At 66.7% G+C, this 16,816-nt stretch carries 15 protein-coding genes; 9 read left to right on the forward strand and 6 right to left on the reverse strand.

Going from position 1 to position 16,816, the window contains the following annotated elements; translation table 11 throughout:
• Positions 1-42: 42 nt before the first annotated feature.
• A complete protein-coding gene (locus AM586_RS17065; RefSeq protein ID WP_229411236.1) occupies positions 43-666 on the reverse strand; it encodes a LysE family translocator in 624 nt (207 codons plus the stop codon).
• A gap of 57 nt (positions 667-723) precedes the next feature.
• Here AM586_RS17065 and AM586_RS17070 point away from each other — a divergent pair, with 57 nt between their 5' ends.
• Positions 724-1,689: a YafY family protein gene (locus tag AM586_RS17070; RefSeq protein WP_047826090.1), complete on the forward strand. Its 966-nt coding sequence runs from the start codon at positions 724-726 to the stop codon at positions 1,687-1,689.
• A gap of 90 nt (positions 1,690-1,779) precedes the next feature.
• A complete protein-coding gene (locus tag AM586_RS17075; protein ID WP_047826089.1) occupies positions 1,780-2,061 on the forward strand; it encodes a hypothetical protein in 282 nt (93 codons plus the stop codon).
• Between the two features lie 24 nt (positions 2,062-2,085).
• On the opposite strand, the gene lysA is transcribed toward AM586_RS17075, so the two are convergent.
• Both lysA and AM586_RS29285 read right to left on the reverse strand, forming a co-directional pair.
• Complete coding sequence (gene lysA, locus AM586_RS17080) at positions 2,086-3,360, reverse strand: diaminopimelate decarboxylase (protein ID WP_047826088.1); 1,275 nt, start codon at positions 3,358-3,360, stop codon at positions 2,086-2,088.
• A gap of 2 nt (positions 3,361-3,362) precedes the next feature.
• The gene (locus tag AM586_RS29285; RefSeq protein WP_373995236.1) at positions 3,363-3,650 is read right to left on the reverse strand and encodes a lipoprotein; all 288 of its coding nucleotides are present in this window, start codon (positions 3,648-3,650) and stop codon (positions 3,363-3,365) included.
• Positions 3,651-3,679: 29 nt separating this feature from the next.
• Between AM586_RS29285 and cyaY the strand changes: the two genes are divergently transcribed.
• Positions 3,680-4,009, forward strand: a complete 330-nt coding sequence (cyaY, locus tag AM586_RS17090) for an iron donor protein CyaY (protein WP_047826087.1) — start codon at positions 3,680-3,682, stop codon at positions 4,007-4,009.
• Here cyaY and AM586_RS17095 read toward each other — a convergent pair.
• The 3 genes from AM586_RS17095 to AM586_RS17105 are packed head-to-tail and all read right to left on the reverse strand — an operon-like array spanning position 3,996 to position 9,416.
• Entirely contained in the window at positions 3,996-5,510 is a 1,515-nt protein-coding gene (locus AM586_RS17095) for an ATP-binding protein (RefSeq protein ID WP_047826086.1), read from the reverse strand. The genes cyaY and AM586_RS17095 overlap by 14 nt on opposite strands.
• Complete coding sequence (locus tag AM586_RS17100) at positions 5,510-7,012, reverse strand: ATPase domain-containing protein (RefSeq protein WP_060566620.1); 1,503 nt, start codon at positions 7,010-7,012, stop codon at positions 5,510-5,512. The genes AM586_RS17095 and AM586_RS17100 overlap by 1 nt, the downstream gene beginning before the upstream one ends.
• A gap of 31 nt (positions 7,013-7,043) precedes the next feature.
• A complete protein-coding gene (locus AM586_RS17105) occupies positions 7,044-9,416 on the reverse strand; it encodes a penicillin-binding protein 1A (RefSeq protein ID WP_047826135.1) in 2,373 nt (790 codons plus the stop codon).
• Positions 9,417-9,754: 338 nt separating this feature from the next.
• On the opposite strand from AM586_RS17105, the gene AM586_RS17110 reads away from it, so the two are divergent.
• The 6 genes from AM586_RS17110 to AM586_RS17135 are packed head-to-tail and all read left to right on the forward strand — an operon-like array spanning position 9,755 to position 16,759.
• Entirely contained in the window at positions 9,755-10,840 is a 1,086-nt protein-coding gene (locus AM586_RS17110; RefSeq protein ID WP_060566622.1) for a pilus assembly protein PilM, read from the forward strand.
• Positions 10,840-11,436, forward strand: coding sequence for a PilN domain-containing protein (locus AM586_RS17115; RefSeq protein ID WP_047826083.1), 597 nt, complete (start codon positions 10,840-10,842; stop codon positions 11,434-11,436). The genes AM586_RS17110 and AM586_RS17115 overlap by 1 nt, the downstream gene beginning before the upstream one ends.
• A complete protein-coding gene (locus AM586_RS17120; RefSeq protein WP_047826082.1) occupies positions 11,433-12,098 on the forward strand; it encodes a type 4a pilus biogenesis protein PilO in 666 nt (221 codons plus the stop codon). The genes AM586_RS17115 and AM586_RS17120 overlap by 4 nt, the downstream gene beginning before the upstream one ends.
• Positions 12,095-12,640 carry a pilus assembly protein PilP gene (locus tag AM586_RS17125; RefSeq protein WP_307164947.1) on the forward strand — a complete coding sequence of 182 codons (546 nt, stop codon included), beginning with the start codon at positions 12,095-12,097 and terminating at the stop codon, positions 12,638-12,640. Before AM586_RS17120 ends, AM586_RS17125 begins: the two co-directional genes overlap by 4 nt.
• Positions 12,637-14,766 carry a type IV pilus secretin PilQ gene (gene pilQ, locus AM586_RS17130; RefSeq protein ID WP_047826081.1) on the forward strand — a complete coding sequence of 710 codons (2,130 nt, stop codon included), beginning with the start codon at positions 12,637-12,639 and terminating at the stop codon, positions 14,764-14,766. Before AM586_RS17125 ends, pilQ begins: the two co-directional genes overlap by 4 nt.
• 34 nt (positions 14,767-14,800) lie before the next feature.
• Positions 14,801-16,759 carry an Ig-like domain-containing protein gene (locus AM586_RS17135; RefSeq protein ID WP_047826080.1) on the forward strand — a complete coding sequence of 653 codons (1,959 nt, stop codon included), beginning with the start codon at positions 14,801-14,803 and terminating at the stop codon, positions 16,757-16,759.
• Positions 16,760-16,816 lie beyond the last annotated feature (57 nt).

Consider the following 16,816-nt stretch of genomic DNA (forward strand, 5'->3'; position numbering starts at 1 on the left):
CCGTGAACGCGCCGTCGGCCGCCGCGCCGGAAACAAGGTGGTTCATGCCTGCCACCCTTGCAGCACGGTGACGATGCCGGTGCCGACCAGCAGCACGCCGACCGCACGCGTGGCGAGTCCGCTGGCGCCGAGCGAGCCGCCGGCCCTGTGCGCCAGCAGGGCGACGCCGCCATACACGCCGGCCTGGGTGCCGGCCGTGATCAGGCCGAGTGCGGCAGCCTGCGGCCAGATCGGTCCCTGGGCCGGCTTGAGGAATTGCGGGAAGACCGCCAGCATGAACACATAGGCTTTCGGATTCAGCAGGCAGGTCACCATCCCTTTCAGGAACACGGACGAGGCAGGCCGTCGCGGCGTATCCGTACGCAGCTCCAGCGTGGTCGCGCCGGCGCGCATCAGCTGCCAGCCGATCCAGCCGATATAGGCGGCGCCCGCGACCAGCAGCAGGTTGAACAGCGCCGGCCACAGTCGCACGATGGCGGCCACGCCGAGCGCACCCATCGCGATATGGCAGACCCCACCGGCGACGATGCCCGCCACCGCGGCCAGTCCGGCGCCGCGGCCCCCTAGCAGTGCGTTGGCCAGCACATAGGCCATGTCGAGCCCGGGCAGGGCGATGATGCCAAGCACCAGCACAAAATACAGCCACAGCGTCGTCGTCGCGTTCACGTTTGCCTCCATGCTCAAAATGGCAGCGTAAGCGCCATATAGGTCATAATCGGTCCTATGTACCGTCCGACCACACGCGTTCTCGCCCTGCTGGAGCTGCTGCAGACCCATGGCCGCATGAGCGGGGCCGAGCTGGCGCCGCGGCTCGGCGTGGACCGCCGCACCTTGCGCCGCTATGTGGGCAAGCTGGAGGACATCGGCATCCCGATTACCGCGGAACGCGGCCGCGCAGGTGGCTATGCGCTGATGCCCGGCTTCAAGCTGCCGCCGATGATGTTCACGGAGGACGAGACGCTGGCGCTGTCGCTGGGCCTGCTCGCTGCACGCGGGCTCGGCCTGGCCGAAGCGGCGCCCGCGGTGGCCAGCGCACAGGCCAAGCTGGAGCGCGTCATGCCGGACCAGCTGAAGCAACGCGTGCGCGCCGTCGACGAAACGGTGAGGCTGGAGGCGGGGAGTGCGGCGGCGGCGGGATCCAGCAACCGCGCACTGGTGGCGCTGACCGGCGCCGCCCAGGCCTGCCGGCGGGTGGTGCTGCATTACCGGAACCAGGACGGCGCGGCATCGGTGCGCCGCTTCGACCCCTTCGGCGTGGCCTTCCGCCATGGGCGCTGGTACGCGGCCGGGATGTGCCACCTGCGGCGCGAACTGCGCAGCTTCCGGCTGGACCGCGTGGCGGCGGTCGAGCCGCTCGACGAGCATTTCGAGCGCCCGGCAGGCTTCGATCCGATGGCCCACCTGGTGCAGTCGCTGGCCACCTTGCCGCGTGCCTTCACGATCGAGGTGCTGCTGAAGACCGACCTCGTCTCGGCGCGTGCGCACCTGTTCGCCGAAGCCGGGGTGCTGGTCGACACCGCCGAGGGCGTGGTGGTCCACAACCAGTCCGACGAACTGGACTGGTTCGCCCGCCAGCTGGCCGGCATGCCCTTCGATTTCGAGATCCGCCACCCTCCCGAGCTGCACGCGGCGGTGGGGGACTGCGTGCGGCGCCTGCTGCGCTGCAGTGCTGCAAGCTCATCCGGCTAGCTCGGCCGGTATGTAACGCGCATGTAACACCAGTTGTAAAGAGCGTCCTCTAGCCTAGAATCAAGTAAGACGACACATGAGGGCGTCAAGATGGAAACCCGAAAACAAGGCGCGGCGAAACGCCTGATTCTTTCGCTGGCGGCAGGCGTCGGCCTGTCGGGGTGCGTGTATGCACCGCCCTATGCAGCGCCGTATTCGGCCTACGGGTATTCGGCCTACGACACGGCGCCTGGGTATTACCAACCCTATTCCTACGGCTACCCGACCTATGTCGGTCCGCCGCTATCGCTCAGTTTCGGCTTCTACGAGCATGACTACCACGGCGGGCGTGGCTGGGGCGGCTACCGCGGCGGCTGGAGGGGCCGGCACTGAAGCAGTCCGGCCCGCGCGTGCTGCTTACCTGACGATGGTTTCCAGCGCGAACAGCTCGGCCGGGGTCTCGCGGCGGCGGATCAGGTGGACCCGGTCGCCGTCGACCAGCACCTCGGCCGCGCGGCCGCGGGTGTTGTAGTTCGAGGCCATGGTGAAGCCGTAGGCGCCGGCGGCCATCATGGCCAGCACGTCGCCCGGCTCGACCGCCAGTTCGCGGTCACGCGCCAGCCAGTCGCCCGATTCGCAGACCGGACCCACCAGGTCGTATTTCACGGCGGCGCCGTCGCGCGGGCTGACGGGCTTGACGTCCATCCAGGCCTGGTACAGTGCCGGGCGCGCCATGTCGTTCATGGCGGCGTCGATCACGCAGAAGTTCTTTTCTTCGCCCGGCTTCAGGAATTCGACCGACATCAGCAGCACGCCGGTATTGCCGACGATCGAGCGGCCCGGTTCGAAGATGACCTTGATCGGCTTGCCATCGTGCTTCTCGGCGCGCCAGGCATCCACGCGCGCGAACACGCGCGAGACGTAGTCGCCGATCGCCACCGGGGCGTTGTCGCCGGTGCCGTAGTCGATGCCCAGGCCGCCGCCCACGTCCAGGTGGTGCAGGTGGATGCCCTCGAGGGCCAGGGTGTCGATCAGTTCGATCAGCTTGTCCAGCGCTTCCAGCAGCGGCGCGTCGTCCAGCAGCTGCGAGCCGATGTGGCAGTCGATGCCGACCACTTCCAGGTGCGGCAGGGCGGCCGCGGTACGGTAGGTCTGCAGCGCATCCGAGAAGGCCACGCCGAACTTGCTGGCCTTCAGGCCGGTGGCGATGTAGGGATGGGTCTTCGGATCGACGTTCGGGTTCACGCGCAGCGACACCGGCGCGCGCTTGCCGAGGCGGCCGGCGACTTCGTTGATCCGGTCCAGTTCGGGAATCGACTCGACGTTGAAGCACAGGATGCCCTTTTCCAGCGCCAGTTCGATCTCGGCCACGGTCTTGCCCACGCCCGAGAAGATCACCTTGCCCGGATCGCCGCCGGCGGCGATCACGCGCAGCAGTTCGCCGCCCGAGACGATGTCGAAGCCGGCGCCTTCGCGCGCCAGGATGTCGAGGATGGCCAGGTTCGAATTCGCCTTCATCGCGTAGCAGACCAGGGCGTCACGTCCCTGGCTGGGCGCCGCATAACCGCGGAAGTTCTGCAGCAGCTGGGCTTTCGAATAGACGTAGGTCGGGGTGCCGAACTGCTGGGCGATTGCGGACAAGGGGGCGCTTTCGGCGTGCAGGACGCCGTCTTGGTACGAGAAGTGCGACATGATTACTGTTGGGGAACCGGTGAAGTAGGAGAGGGAGCTTGCGTATTGTTGGAATTCGATCCTGCGGGCGGCTGGCTCATGCCCGCGGCGGGTGCCGGCGGGCTGACCGTGGTGGCCGGTACCGGGGCGGTTTGCGCGGGGACGGCCGGGCTTGCCGGAGCCGTTGCGGCGCCACGCACGGGCGGCTTGGGCATGTAGAGCGGGCCGGGCTGGCCGCAGGCGGACAGCAGCAGCAGCGAGGCGGCGGCAAAAGCCGGGAGCGCAAATGGGGACTTCACGATTAGAATCACGGTTTGATTAGCAGACCTTGGAGTGTAGCATGACCGAAACCGAATTTTTGGACCTCGCCGAAGCCACCCTGAACGAGATCGAACAAGCCTTCGATCGCCTGTTCGAGCAGGACGTGGTCGACGTCGAATGCAAGCGCAGCGGCAACGTGCTGGAGATCGAATTCGTCGACAACGGTTCGAAAATCATCGTCAACAGCCAGGCCCCGCTGCAGGAGATGTGGGTCGCGGCCCGCGCCGGCGGCTTCCACTACAAGCGCGTCGGCGACGAGTGGCGCAATACGCGCGACGACAGCGAGCTGTTTGCCTCGCTGTCGGATTACGCCACGCAGCAGGGCGGGGCGCCGGTCAAGCTGCGCTGAGTACGCCCAGCAGGGCTTCCATGTCGACCGGCTTGACGAAATGCCGGTCGAAGCCCGCCGCGGCGGTCCTGGCCCGGTCCGCCTCCTGCCCGTAGCCGGTAATCGCGACCAGGGTGGCGGGCGCCATGTGCGGCAGCTGCCGCAGTTGCCGCGCCAGCTCGTTGCCGTCCATGTCCGGCAGGCCGATATCGAGCAGGCAGGCGTCGTAGGCTTGCGTGCGCGCGCTGTCCAGCGCCGCGCGCGCGCTCTGCACCACCGTCACCCGGTAGCCAGCGCTTTCCAGGTAGAGTCCGAGCATCTGGCCGGCGTCGTCGTTGTCGTCGACCACCAGCAGGCGCAGTCCATGCGATTGCGCCGGCGCCGCGCCATGTCCCGCGGGCGCGTTTTCGTGGCCGGGCGCCGCCACCCGCGGCAGGGTCACCGTGAAGCTGCTGCCTTTCCCCATGCCCTCGCTGTACGCCGATACCTGGCCGCCGTGCAGGACCACCAGGTTCTTCACCAGCGCCAGGCCGATCCCGAGCCCGCCCTGGGAACGGTCGGAGCTGCGCTCGGCTTGCGCGAACATGTCGAACACATGGTCGATCACCTGCTGCGCCATGCCGATGCCGTTGTCGCTGACGGTATAGCTCACGGTGTCGCTATCGGTATGCAGGGCCACGGCGATCTCGCCGCCCTCGGGCGTGTATTTGGCGGCGTTGTTCAGGACGTTGGCGAGGATCTGCACCAGGCGCTTCTGGTCGCCGTGCACGAAGGCGGCGCCGGGCGGCATGCCGATGCTCACGCGGTGATGGCGTGCGTCGAGCAGGGGCCGCACCTGCTCGACGGCGCTGGTGACGATCTGGCGGGCGTCGAGCAGCGTTTCGTCGAGCGAGACCAGGCCGCGCGAGACCCGCGCCAGGTCCAGCAGGTCGTCGATCAGCCCGGTCATGTGCTTGACCTGGCGTGAAATGATCTCGCTGGTCTGGCGGATCCTGTCCGGACCCAGCGACGGCAGGCGCAACAGGTCGGACGCGGCCCGGATCGGCGCCAGCGGGTTGCGCAGCTCGTGCCCCAGCATGGCCAGGAACTCGTCCTTGCGCTGGTCGACTTCACGCATCGCGTATTGCCGGCGCCGCGCGCGCAGGGCCGACTGCGCCGCGCTGACCAGGGTCACGCCCTGCGCCGGCCGCTCGATCAGCGAGACGTTGCCGAGTTCCAGGTAGCGGTGCTGCAGCCCGGAGGACATGGCCTCGCGCCGGCTCATGACCAGGACCGGCAGGTCGGACCAGCCCTGCTGGTGCTCGATGAAGTGGCCCATGGCGAGCAGGAATTCGGGCGTGATCGCCTCGTCGCCGACCAGCACCGCCCCGGCCCCGCGCCGGAGCTCCCCGACCAGCTGGCCGGAGTCGGCGCATACGCTGCAGTCGATGCCGGCGCGGCCGAACAGTTCGGCGATCAGCCTTGCGTCCTTTCCTACCGGCGCATGAATCAGGATGCGGTATTCCGGGCCGCCGTCGAGCATCACGGCGCCGGGAAGGGATTGCCCCGGGCCTGGTCGGCTTCCAGGATCGTCGGCACGCCGGTCAGGATGCCCTGGAAGTTGCTGAGCACCGGACCGACCGTGAGGCCCTTGTGCGTGATCTCGAACCGGCGGAGGGTGGTCTCGTGGAGGCTGCCGCGCTTCTTGAGCACGGAAATCGCCTTCTGCACCGCGCCCTGCGCCTCGAAATAGCGCAGGATCAGGACATTGTCCGCCAGGTAGCTGACGTCCATCCCGGTCGACATGGTGCTGCCGACGATGCCCTGCTGGACGCCGACCAGGAAGGTCAGCACGCCGCGCTGGCCCAGGTAGGTGAGGATTTCGTGCAGGTGGGTGGCCAGGAAGCCGGCTTCGGGCATCGCGTTCATGTAGCCGTTCAGGCTGTCGATGATGATGACGCGCGCGCCCTGGTCGGCCGCGCCGCACACGGCATGGCTGAATTCGCCCGGCGACATTTCCGCCGGATCGATCTGGTGCACCGTCAGCAGCCCGGCTTCATAGGGCGCGTGCAGGTCGACCCCGATGCCTTCGCTGCGGTTCAGCAGGGTATTGAAGGATTCCTCGAACAGGAACATGGCGGCGCGCTGGCCGCGGTCCGTCATCGCCTTCACGAACTGCACCGCGACGCTGGACTTGCCGGTGCCCGGCGGTCCGGAGATCAGGGTGCTGGAGCCTTCCTCGATGCCGCCGCCCAGCAGCATGTCCAGCGCCGCGAGGCCGCTGCCGACCTGGGCGCGCCGGCCCAGTTCGCGGCTTTCGGCCGCCACGATGCGCGGATAGACGACCAGGCCGCCGGTGACGATCGAGTAATCGTGCGGGCCGCGGCGGAACGCCACCCCGCGGTATTTCAGGATCCGCACCAGGCGCCGTTCGGCGCCGTACTCGGAATCCGTATGCTGGAGCGAAATCACGCAGTGGGCGACGCTGCGCACCTGCTGGTCGCCTTGCACCGACGTCTTGTCGTCGAGCAAGATGGCGGTGCAGGAGCGTTTCGCGAAATACTGCTTGAGCGCCAGCACGTGGCGCCGGTAGCGCAGCGGGCTGCCCGACAGCAGCTGCAGTTCGGACAGCGAATCGAGCACCACCCGGGACGGATTGAGTTCCTCGACCAGCCTGAGGATCATGTTGTTGGTTTCGCCCAGCTCGACCTCGGACGGATGCAGCACCGTGTACTGTTCGCCCGGATCGAGCAGGCTTTCGTCCGGGATCACTTCCTGCACCGTGACGCCGTCCAGCGTCATGCCATGCGCCTCGGCGACCGCGCGCAGTTCGACTTCGGTCTCGGCCAGGGTGATGTACAGCACGGTTTCGCCGCGCGCCGCGCCCTCGGCCAGGAACTGCAGCGCCAGCGTGGTCTTGCCGGCGCCGGGGTCGCCCTCGACCAGGTACAGCCGGTCCCTGGTGAGGCCTCCGCCGAGGACATTGTCGAGCCCGGGAATGCCTGTCGAGATGAACGCCGTGCTGGAGGTATTCTGGATGCTCATGGTACTTTTCCGCTCAATCCACTCAATTTCGTCAGAATAACTCGTTTCGGACCGCGTCGCGCGTCTTCTGCTGGTCCGCGGGCGGCGGCGCCCCGACGTCCAGCGACTGCACCCCGGTGCCCGGCGGGTTTTCGGCGTAGTAGTACTCGTCGCCGTACTGCACCAGGCCGGCCGGCACCTGGCGTTCGGCGACCGGCACGTCCTTCAGCGCCTTCTGCATGAAGCCGATCCAGATCGGCAGCGCCAGGCCGCCGCCGGTCTCGCGGTTGCCCAGGTTGCGCGGCTGGTCGTAGCCGATCCAGGCGATCCCGACCAGGTGCGGCTGGTAGCCGGCGAACCAGGCGTCGATCGAGTCGTTGGTGGTGCCGGTCTTGCCCGCCAGGTCGGGACGCTTCAGCATCTGCTGCGCCTTGGCGGCGGTGCCGGAGCGGGCCACGTCCCGCAGCATGCTGTCCATCAGCCAGGCGTTGCGCTCGTCGATCACGCGGTTGGCGTCGACCCCGGCGCGTTCCGGACGCGCTTCCGACAGCACCTTGCCGTCGGCGTCCGTCACCTTCGAGATCAGGTAAGGCATGACGCGGTAGCCGCCGTTCGCGAACACGGAATAGGCGCCGGCCATCTGCAGCGGCGTGGTCGCGCCCGCGCCCAGCGCCAGCGTCAGGTAGGGCGGGTTCTTGTCGGCGTCGAAGCCGAAGCGGGTCGCGTATTCCTGGCCGTAGCGCGCGCCGATCTTGTTCAGGATGCGGATCGAGATCATGTTCTTCGACTTCATCAGGCCGCGCCGCATGGTCATCGGCCCTTCGTACTTGCCGTCGTAGTTCTTCGGCTCCCAGGCCTGGCCGCCGGTCGAGCCGGCATCGAAGGAAATCGGGGCGTCGTTGATCAGGGTCGCCGGCGAAAAGCCGCGCTCCAGCGAGGCCGAATAGATGAAGGGCTTGAACGAGGAGCCCGGCTGGCGCCAGGCCTGGGTCACGTGGTTGAACTTGCTGCGGTTGAAGTCGAAGCCGCCGATCAGGGCCTTGATTGCGCCATCGTCCGGGCTCACCGCGACGAAGGCCGATTCCACTTCCGGCATCTGGGTGATGCTCCAGCTCGAGCCGCCGTCCTGGGTCACGCGGATCACCGCGCCGCGGCGCAGGCGGCGGGTTTCGGCCGCCTTCGGCGACAGCCATTCGCGTGCGAACGCCAGGCCCGGACCGCTGACCTTGATCTCTTCGCCGGAGGCTAGCACCGCCGTCACCTGCGAAGGCGAGGCCTGCAGCACGATGGCGGCGACGATGTCGTCCGAATCCGGATGCTCGGCCAGCTCGGCCTCGATGGCTTCGTCGGCTTCGCCCTTGGCTTGCGGGATCTCGATGTATTTTTCCGGACCGCGGTAGGTGTGGCGGCGTTCGTAGTCCATCACGCCGCGGCGCAGCGCCAGGTAGGCGGCGTCCTGGTCGGCCTTGGTGATGGTGGTGAACACGTTCAGGCCGCGCGTGTAGGTGTCTTCCTTGAACTGCTCGTAGACCAGCTGGCGCGCCATCTCGGCCACGTACTCGGCATGCACGCCGAAGGCCGTGCTGTCGGTCTTGATCTTCAGTTCCTCGTTCTTCGCGGTCTCATATTGTGCGTCGCTGATGTAGCCGAGCTGGTGCATGCGCAGCAGGATGTACTGCTGGCGCAGGCGCGCGCGCTTCGGGTTCACCACCGGGTTGTAGGCCGACGGCGCCTTCGGCAGGCCGGCCAGCATCGCCGCCTCGGCCACGCTGATGTCCTTCAGGTCCTTGCCGAAGTAGATCTGGGCCGCCGACGAGAAGCCGAACGCGCGCTGGCCCAGGTAGATCTGGTTCATGTAGACCTCGAGGATCTGGTCCTTGCTGAGGTTCTTCTCGATCTTCCAGGCCAGCAGCGCTTCATAGGCCTTGCGTTTCAGGGTCTGTTCCGAGGACAGGAAGAAGTTGCGCGCGACCTGCTGGGTAATGGTCGAGGCGCCCTGGCGCGCGCCGCCGGTGGCGTTGTGCAGCGCCGCCCGCAGGATGCCCCAGTAGTCGATGCCGCCGTGTTCGTAGAAGCGGTCGTCCTCGATCGCCAGCACCGCCTTCTTCATCACATCCGGGATGTCCTTGAAGTGCACCAGGGTGCGGCGCTCCTCGCCGAATTCGCCGATCAGGACGTTGTCCGCGGTGAAGATCCGCAGCGGCATCTTCGGCCGGTAGTCGGTCAGGGTGTCGAGGGCGGGCAGGTTGGGGTAGGCCATCGCCAGCGCGAACACCACCACCAGCACGCCGCATACGGCCAGGCCGAACAGGCTGGCAAGCAGGGTGAGGAGGATGCGTTTGGGGCTCTTGCCCGTGCTGTGCTTGTTGGAATTCGGTGCTGGCGGAGACGGCGGGGTAGGCGCCCCGTTCGAAGATGCTTTCATGCGCATGAATGGTTCGCTGTGTTGATCTGATTCATTATAAGGCAGGGTCGCTATAGAAACACGACTGGTCAAGCCGATAACAGGTGTGTAGACGGTGACAATGTTGATCTATCACAGCAGAAAACCAAGTGTCGCATTCATGCTTCGGATCAAGATGTTCCCGTGTAGAAATATCTTGTCTGTACTCATCCTTATTGCTACGATTTAACGCAGTGCCTTAAACATCTACATAAACAAGGCACTTTACACCGCTGGTTTTTCTAAATAAATAATCCCCGCCCGGGCGTTCAATTAGTCGTTCTTCAGGAACGCGCAGCAGCAAAGAGGGAGCAACGCTCGTGATCAGTCTAGGTTCCTTGTTCGGACAGTCCAACCCGCCCTTGATCGGGATCGACATCAGTACGTCCGGCGTGCGCCTGGTCGAGCTGGCCGACGCCGGCAAAGGCGAACTGCGCCTCGAGCGTTATGCCTCCGAGCCGCTGGCGCGCGGCATCGTGGTCGACGGCAACATCGAAAACATCGAAGCGGTGTCGGAAGCGCTGCTGCGGGTCTGGAAAAAGAGCGGCACCAAAATCAGGCACGTCGCGCTCGGCATGCCGCCGGCCGCCGTCATCACCAAGAAAATCATCCTGCCCGCGGGCCTGGCCGAAGACCAGCTCGAAGTGCAGGTCGAATCCGAAGCCAGCCAATATATCCCGTTCGCACTGGACGAAGTCAGCCTGGACTTCGACGTCATCGGTGCGGCGCCGAATTCGCCGGACGACATGGAAGTGGTGCTGGCGGCGGCGCGCCGCGAGAAGGTCGAGGACCGGGTCGCGATCGCCGAGGCGGCCGGCCTTACCGCCACCGTGATGGACATCGAATCGTATGCGGCGCGCAGCGCGGCGCAGCGGGTGTTCGATGAACTGGGCGCCGTATCGGGCAGCGCAGAAGGGCAGATCGTGGCCCTGTTCCAGATCGGCGCCCAGGCCACCCACATCTCGGTGCTGCAGAACGGCGAGACCATCTACGAACGCGAGCAGCCCTTCGGCGGCATCCAGCTGACCCAGGACATCGTGCGCGCCTACGGCCTGTCCTTCGAGGAGGCGGAAGCGCGCAAGAAGGCCGGCGACCTGCCGGACAACTACGGCGCCGACCTGCTCGCGCCCTTCCTGGAAAACGCCGCGCTGGAAGTCACGCGCGCGATCCAGTTCTTCTTCACCTCGACCCCGTACACCCGCATCGACCAGATCTGCCTGGCCGGCGGCTGCGCCCTGGTGCCGGGCCTGCTCGACATCATCGCCAGCCGCACCAGGATCAGCAGCAGCGTGATCTCACCGTTCAAGGGCATGCAGCTGGGCCCGTCGGTGCGCGAACAGCAGCTGCGTAACGAAGCGCCGGCCTACCTGGTCGCCTGCGGCCTGGCAATGCGGAGGTTTGGCTGATGATCCGGATTAACCTGCTCCCTCACCGGGAAGCGAAACGCAAGCAGAAGCAGGCCGCCTTCGCCGCGCTGCTGGCCTTCGGCGGCCTGTTCGGCGTGGCCCTGGTGCTGATGGTGGGCGGCTACAACGCCAGCCGCATCGCAACCCAGAACCAGCGCAACCAGGTCCTGAAGAACGCCAACGCGGAACTCGATACCAGGATCAAGAAGATCGCCAACCTGAAGGCCGAGATCGAGGCGCTGAAGGCGCGCCAGCAGGCGGTCGAAGACCTGCAGGGCGACCGCAACCAGCCGGTCTACCTGCTCGACGAACTGGTGCGCCAGACGCCGGAAGGGGTCTACCTGAAGAGCTTCAAGCAGGACGGGCAGAAGGTGCTGCTGGTCGGCGTGGCCCAGTCGCAGGAACGGGTCGCCGAACTGCTGCGCAACCTGTCGGGCAATTCGCCCTGGCTGGAGCGCCCGGACCTGACCGAGGTACGCGCCGCCACCCTGGCCCAGAGCAAGACCGGACGCAAGGTCGTCGAATTCACGCTGAACGTGCTGATCAAGCGTGCGCGTGAGAAGGAAGAAACCGCGAAGCCGGGACCGAAATCATGAACATCGATCTGAAACAGCTGGGCGCCGACATCGCGGCCCAGTTCGAAGGCCTGCAGGGCCGCCATCCCGGCCTGTGGCCGCTGGCGCCGCGCGTGTTGTGCGCGGCCGGCGTGATGGCGGCCGTGGTCGGCCTCGGCTACTTCTTCTACTGGAGCGGCCAGTTCGAGGAACAGGAAACCCTGGCCGCGCAGGAGCAGTCCCTGCGCAATGATTACAAGGCCAAGATGGCGCAGGCGATCAACCTGGAAGCGCTGGAAGCCCAGCAGCAGCAGGTCAACCGCTACGTCGAACGGCTCGAGAAGCAGTTGCCGAGCAAGGCCGAAATGGCGGCCCTGCTGTCGGACATCAACCAGGCGGGCCTCGGCCGCGGCCTGCAGTTCGAGCTGTTCAAGCCGGGCCAGGTGGTGGTCAAGGATTACTACGCCGAGCTGCCGATCGACATCAAGGTCACCGGCAACTACCACGACATCGGCGAATTCGCCGCCGACATGGCGAAGATGCCGCGCATCGTCACCCTGAACAACCTGTCGCTCAATACCGGCAAGGACGGCACGCTGTCGCTCGACGCGGTCGCCAAGACCTTCCGCTACCTCGACCAGGACGAGCTGGACGCGCAGTCGCAGGCGCGGAAGAAAAAGAAGAAGAAGGGAGCCAAGGCGTGATCAAGCAACTGAGGCAAGCGGGCGCCTGCGTGGCGGTCGCGCTGCTGCTGGCCGGCTGCGGCGACAGCGACGTCAAGGAAGTGCGCGACTGGATGGACCAGGTCAAGCACGATACCCGCCCGGCGGTCAAGCCGCTGGCCGAGCCGAAGGACTTCATCCCCTACGCCTACGGCGCCAAGGAAGCCGTGGATCCGTTCAGTTCGAGCAAGCTGCTGAACCAGCTGGCCAAGGCGGCCGAGACCACGCAGGACCCCAACAAACCCGACCTGCAGCGTCCGCGCGAGGCCCTGGAAGCCTACCCGCTCGACACCATGCGCATGGTGGGCACGCTGCAGAAGGCCGGCGCGAACTATGCGCTGCTGCAGATCGACCGTTCGGTCTACCAGGTCCGTGCCGGCCAGCGCATCGGCCAGAACTTCGGCATCGTCACCCGCGTGGGCGACGATGCCATCACAATCCGCGAAGTAGTGCAGGACGCCGCCGGCGAGTGGGTCGAGCGCATGGCGAAGCTGGAGCTGCAAAGCAAGGAGAACCGGAAATGACCCGACTTGGAAGCATCGCCCTCGGCCTGGTGCTGGCGTTCGGCGCCAGCAGCGCCTTCGCGCAGAACGCGATCGAATCGATCAGCGCCAACCAGCAAGGCAATAACGTCGTCATCAATGTGGCGATGAAGGATGCCCCGGCCAGGTTGCCGATCGGCTTTTCGATCACCAACCCGGCGCGCATCGCGCTCGACTTCGGCGCCACCCAGAACGGCACCGGCAAGAGCGCCCAGGACATCAACCTGGGCGACGTGCGCGGCGTGAACGTGGTGCAGGCCGGCGAGCGCACCCGCCTGGTGCTGAACCTGAAGCGTCCGCTGAACTACGCCGCCGCGATCGACGGCAAGTCGGTGATCCTGACCGTGGAAGGGTCGGGCGGCGCGGCCCAGGCGGTGAACGCGTCCGGCCTGCCGGTCCATGCCGCGGCGCCCGCCGGTCCGCAGACCCTGCGCGACCTCGATTTCCGCCGCGGCGCCAACGGCGAAGGCCGGATCGTGGTCGACCTGCCGAACAGCCAGGTGCCGGTCGACGTGCGCCAGGCCGGCAACCAGATCCAGGTCGAATTCCAGAAGACCGGCCTGCCGCCCACGCTGCGCCGGCGCCTGGACGTGACCGATTTCGGCACCCCGGTGACCCGCATCACCACCACGCCTTCGGGCGAGAACGTGCGCATGACCATCGACGCCCAGGGCAACTGGGAACAGAGCGTGTATCAGAGCGACACCCAGCTGGTCATCGACGTCAAGCCGGTCAAGGAAGACCCGAACCGCCTGGCCCAGGGCCCGCAGGGCTACCGCGGCGAGAAGATCTCGTTCAACTTCCAGAACGTCGAGACGCGCGCCGCGCTGCAGGCGGTGGCCGACATTTCGGGCCTGAACATCATCGCCAGCGATTCCGTCGGCGGCAACCTGACCCTGCAGCTGAAGCAGGTGCCGTGGGACCAGGCGCTCGACGTGATCCTGCAGGCCAAGGGCCTCGACATGCGCAAGAACGGCAACGTGCTGTGGATCGCGCCGAAGGAAGAACTGCTGACCAAGGAAAAGCTGGAGCTCGAACAGAAGGCCCAGATTTCCGACCTCGAGCCGCTGCGCTCCGAGATCTTCCAGCTGAACTACCAGAAGGCCGAAGCCTTCCGCACCGTGTTCGGGCTCGACGCGGGCGGCGGCAGCGGCAGCGGCAACCGCGTGCTGTCCAAGCGCGGCAGCGCCACCATCGATCCGCGCACCAACCAGGTGTTCGTGACCGACATCCCGTCGAAACTGGAGGATGTGCGCAAGCTGATCCAGAAGGTCGACATCGCGACCAAGCAGGTGCTGGTCGAGGCGCGCCTGGTCGAGGCCAACGACGGCTTCTCGCGCAACCTCGGCGCCAAGCTGGGTTTCGCCGACATGCGCACCATCCGCGGCGGCGACGCCGGCTACCAGGTCAACGGCGACCAGCGCGTGGCGATCGGCGGCAACCTGAACGGCATCGGCCAGACCACCGGCCAGCTGGCGCTGAGCAACGACTCCTACAACAACACCCAGCTGATCAACCTGCCGGCGGCGCCGATCAACGGCGTGAATGCGCCGACCATCGCCTTCTCGCTGTTCTCGTCGGCGGCGAACCGCTTCCTGAACCTGGAACTGTCGGCGCTGGAAGCGGACGGCAAGGGAAAGATCATCTCCAGCCCGCGCGTGGTCACCGAGGACAACGTGCCGGCCGTGATCGAACAGGGCGTCGAGCTGCCGTACCAGCAGGCCACCAGCAGCGGCGCGACCTCGGTCACCTTCAAGAAGGCCAACCTGCGCCTGGAAGTCACGCCGCAGGTCACGCCGGACGGCAACGTGGTGCTGGACGTCGACGTGGCCAAGGATTCGAAGGGCGAGAGCACCTCGTCCGGCTTCGCCATCAACACCCAGCACGTGAAGACCAAGGTGATGGTCGAGAACGGCGGCACCGTGGTGCTGGGCGGTATCTACCAGCAGAGCGAGAGCACCAACGACTCCAAGGTACCGCTGTTCGGCGACCTGCCGGTGGTGGGCCACCTGTTCAAGACCACGGCGCGCTCGACCTCGAAGACCGAGCTGCTGGTGTTCATCACCCCGAAGATCGTGACCGACCGCGTGCAGAACGCGGGGCAGTGATCCGACCGATACAATCAACAAGAAGAAGGCAGACATGAGCAATACCAACATCACGCGCCGCGGCGCGCCCGTGGCCACCGCGCTCCTGATGGCGCTGGTGCTGGCCGCGTGCGGCGGCGGCGGCGGCAATCCGGGCACCACCGGCGGTTCCGGCAGCGGCAGCACCGGCAGCGGCGGCAGCGGCGGGACCACCGTTACCGCGGCCCCGGCCGTCACCCTGGGCTTCGTCAACGCCAGCGGCGCCAGCACCAATGCGCTCACCGGCGCGACCCCGCTGACCGTCAAGGCGACCGTGCTCGACGCGAGCAAGAAGCCGGTGCCGAACGCGATCGTCAGCTTCGCGACCGACAATACCCTGGCGGTATTCTCGCCCTCGGCCGGCACCGCGCTGACCGACGTCAACGGCGTCGCCACCGTCACCATGCGCGTGGCCAGCCTGGCTGCCGGCGGCGCCGCCAAGGTCACCGCCACCAGCACAGTGGGCGGCACCACCGTCACCGGCGAATCGAACTACTCGGTCGGCGCCACCACGCTCGGCTTCGGCGCCCTGAGCGCTTCGCCGAACAGCATCCAGGCCTACGGCTCGACCGTGCTGTCGGTCGACGTGCTGGCCGGCTCGGGCAAATACACCGAGCAGCAGGTCAACGTCACCTTCAGCTCGGCCTGCGTGGCCGCCGGCAAGGCCACCCTGGCCACCACCGTCGCCACCAACAACGGCAGCGCGCAGACGGTCTACCGCGACAAGGGCTGCGCCAACAACGACGTGATCACCGTCTCCGCCGACGGCATCGCCAAGTCGGCCACCACCCAGCTGCAGATCGCCGCCCCGGCCGCCGCCTCGGTGCAGTTCGTGCAGGCGTCGCCGACCAACCAGTCGATCGTGATCGCGGGCCAGGGCGGCAACGGCCGCACCGAGACCGCGACCCTGACCTTCAAGGTGGTCGACATCTTCGGCAACCCGCTGGCCGGCAAGCAGGTCAACTTCTCGACCACCACCTCGAGCGTCCACGTCAACAAGAGTACCGACACCACCGACGCCAACGGCAACGTGGTCACCACGGTCAACTCGGGCACCGTGGCGACCACCTTCCGCGTGCAGGCGACCCTGCCGGGCACCGCCGCCAACGGCAACCCGGACATCTCGACCATGTCCGACTCGATCGTGGTCACCACCGGCCTGCCGGTGCAGCGCTCGTTCTCGATCAGCTCCGGCTCCTTCAACGTCGAAGGCCTGAACATCGACAGCACCCCGACGACCCCGGCCACCCACATCCAGGTGCTGCTGGCCGATACCTTCGGCAATCCGGTCCCGGACGGCACCCCGATCGTATTCCAGACCAACGTCGGCTCGGTGGGATCGTCGGACAAGGGCGGCTGCAACACCGTCAACGGCGGCTGCTCGGTCGACTTCCGTGCGCAGGAGCCGCGCACGCCGCTGCCGAACACCCCGGTCACGCCTTGCAATACCGGTCCCGGCGCCAGCCCGGACAGCACGCGCCCCGGCCTGGCGACCATTTGCGCCAGCTCGACCGACGGCACCAACACCGTGTTCGGCAAGACCGCCGTGTTCCTGAGCGGCAGCCGCGCCGACCATACCTACCTGAATGGCGCGCAAGTGTCCTTCGGCACCCCGAACGACCTGGGCTCGATCAGCTCGAGCGAGACCAAGGTCTTCCAGCTGCAGCTCAACGACATCAACGACAACCCGATGCCGGTCAACACCAAGGTCGAGCTGACCAGTGTCCTGAACGCCGTCGCGGCCGCCGTCTCGCCGGCGACCGTGCCGAACATCGCGCCGCACGGCGTCAAGGGCGACGACAACACCGGCAACACGGTCAGCGGTGCGCAGGGTTCGAGCCACACGTTCAGCATCTCCAGCACTGCCCCGACCGGCTGCAAGGGGCCGGCGCAAGCATCGTTCAACGTGGCCATCACCACGCCGGGGGGGACGGTAACCAATATTCCGTTTAAACTGTTGTTCACCTGCCCGTAAATCGGCGAATAGACCATGCGGCGGCCAGGTTATCCTGGCCGTTTGCATTTTGAGCGA

The organism is Massilia sp. WG5 (genome assembly GCF_001412595.2).
Taxonomy (GTDB): Bacteria; Pseudomonadota; Gammaproteobacteria; order Burkholderiales; family Burkholderiaceae_D; genus Telluria.

Bases quoted from the DNA above. Each gene is read 5' to 3' on its own strand.
- AM586_RS17105 (WP_047826135.1), bottom strand. From the start codon at position 9,416: ATGAAAGCATCTTCGAACGGGGCGCCTACCCCGCCGTCTCCGCCAGCA.
- AM586_RS17070 (WP_047826090.1), top strand. From the start codon at position 724: ATGTACCGTCCGACCACACGCGTTCTCGCCCTGCTGGAGCTGCTGCAG.
- AM586_RS17120 (WP_047826082.1), top strand. From the start codon at position 11,433: ATGAACATCGATCTGAAACAGCTGGGCGCCGACATCGCGGCCCAGTTC.
- AM586_RS17075 (WP_047826089.1), top strand. From the start codon at position 1,780: ATGGAAACCCGAAAACAAGGCGCGGCGAAACGCCTGATTCTTTCGCTG.
- cyaY (WP_047826087.1), top strand. From the start codon at position 3,680: ATGACCGAAACCGAATTTTTGGACCTCGCCGAAGCCACCCTGAACGAG.
- pilQ (WP_047826081.1), top strand. From the start codon at position 12,637: ATGACCCGACTTGGAAGCATCGCCCTCGGCCTGGTGCTGGCGTTCGGC.
- AM586_RS17135 (WP_047826080.1), top strand. From the start codon at position 14,801: ATGAGCAATACCAACATCACGCGCCGCGGCGCGCCCGTGGCCACCGCG.
- lysA (WP_047826088.1), bottom strand. From the start codon at position 3,360: ATGTCGCACTTCTCGTACCAAGACGGCGTCCTGCACGCCGAAAGCGCC.
- AM586_RS17095 (WP_047826086.1), bottom strand. From the start codon at position 5,510: ATGCTCGACGGCGGCCCGGAATACCGCATCCTGATTCATGCGCCGGTA.
- AM586_RS17100 (WP_060566620.1), bottom strand. From the start codon at position 7,012: ATGAGCATCCAGAATACCTCCAGCACGGCGTTCATCTCGACAGGCATT.
- AM586_RS17115 (WP_047826083.1), top strand. From the start codon at position 10,840: ATGATCCGGATTAACCTGCTCCCTCACCGGGAAGCGAAACGCAAGCAG.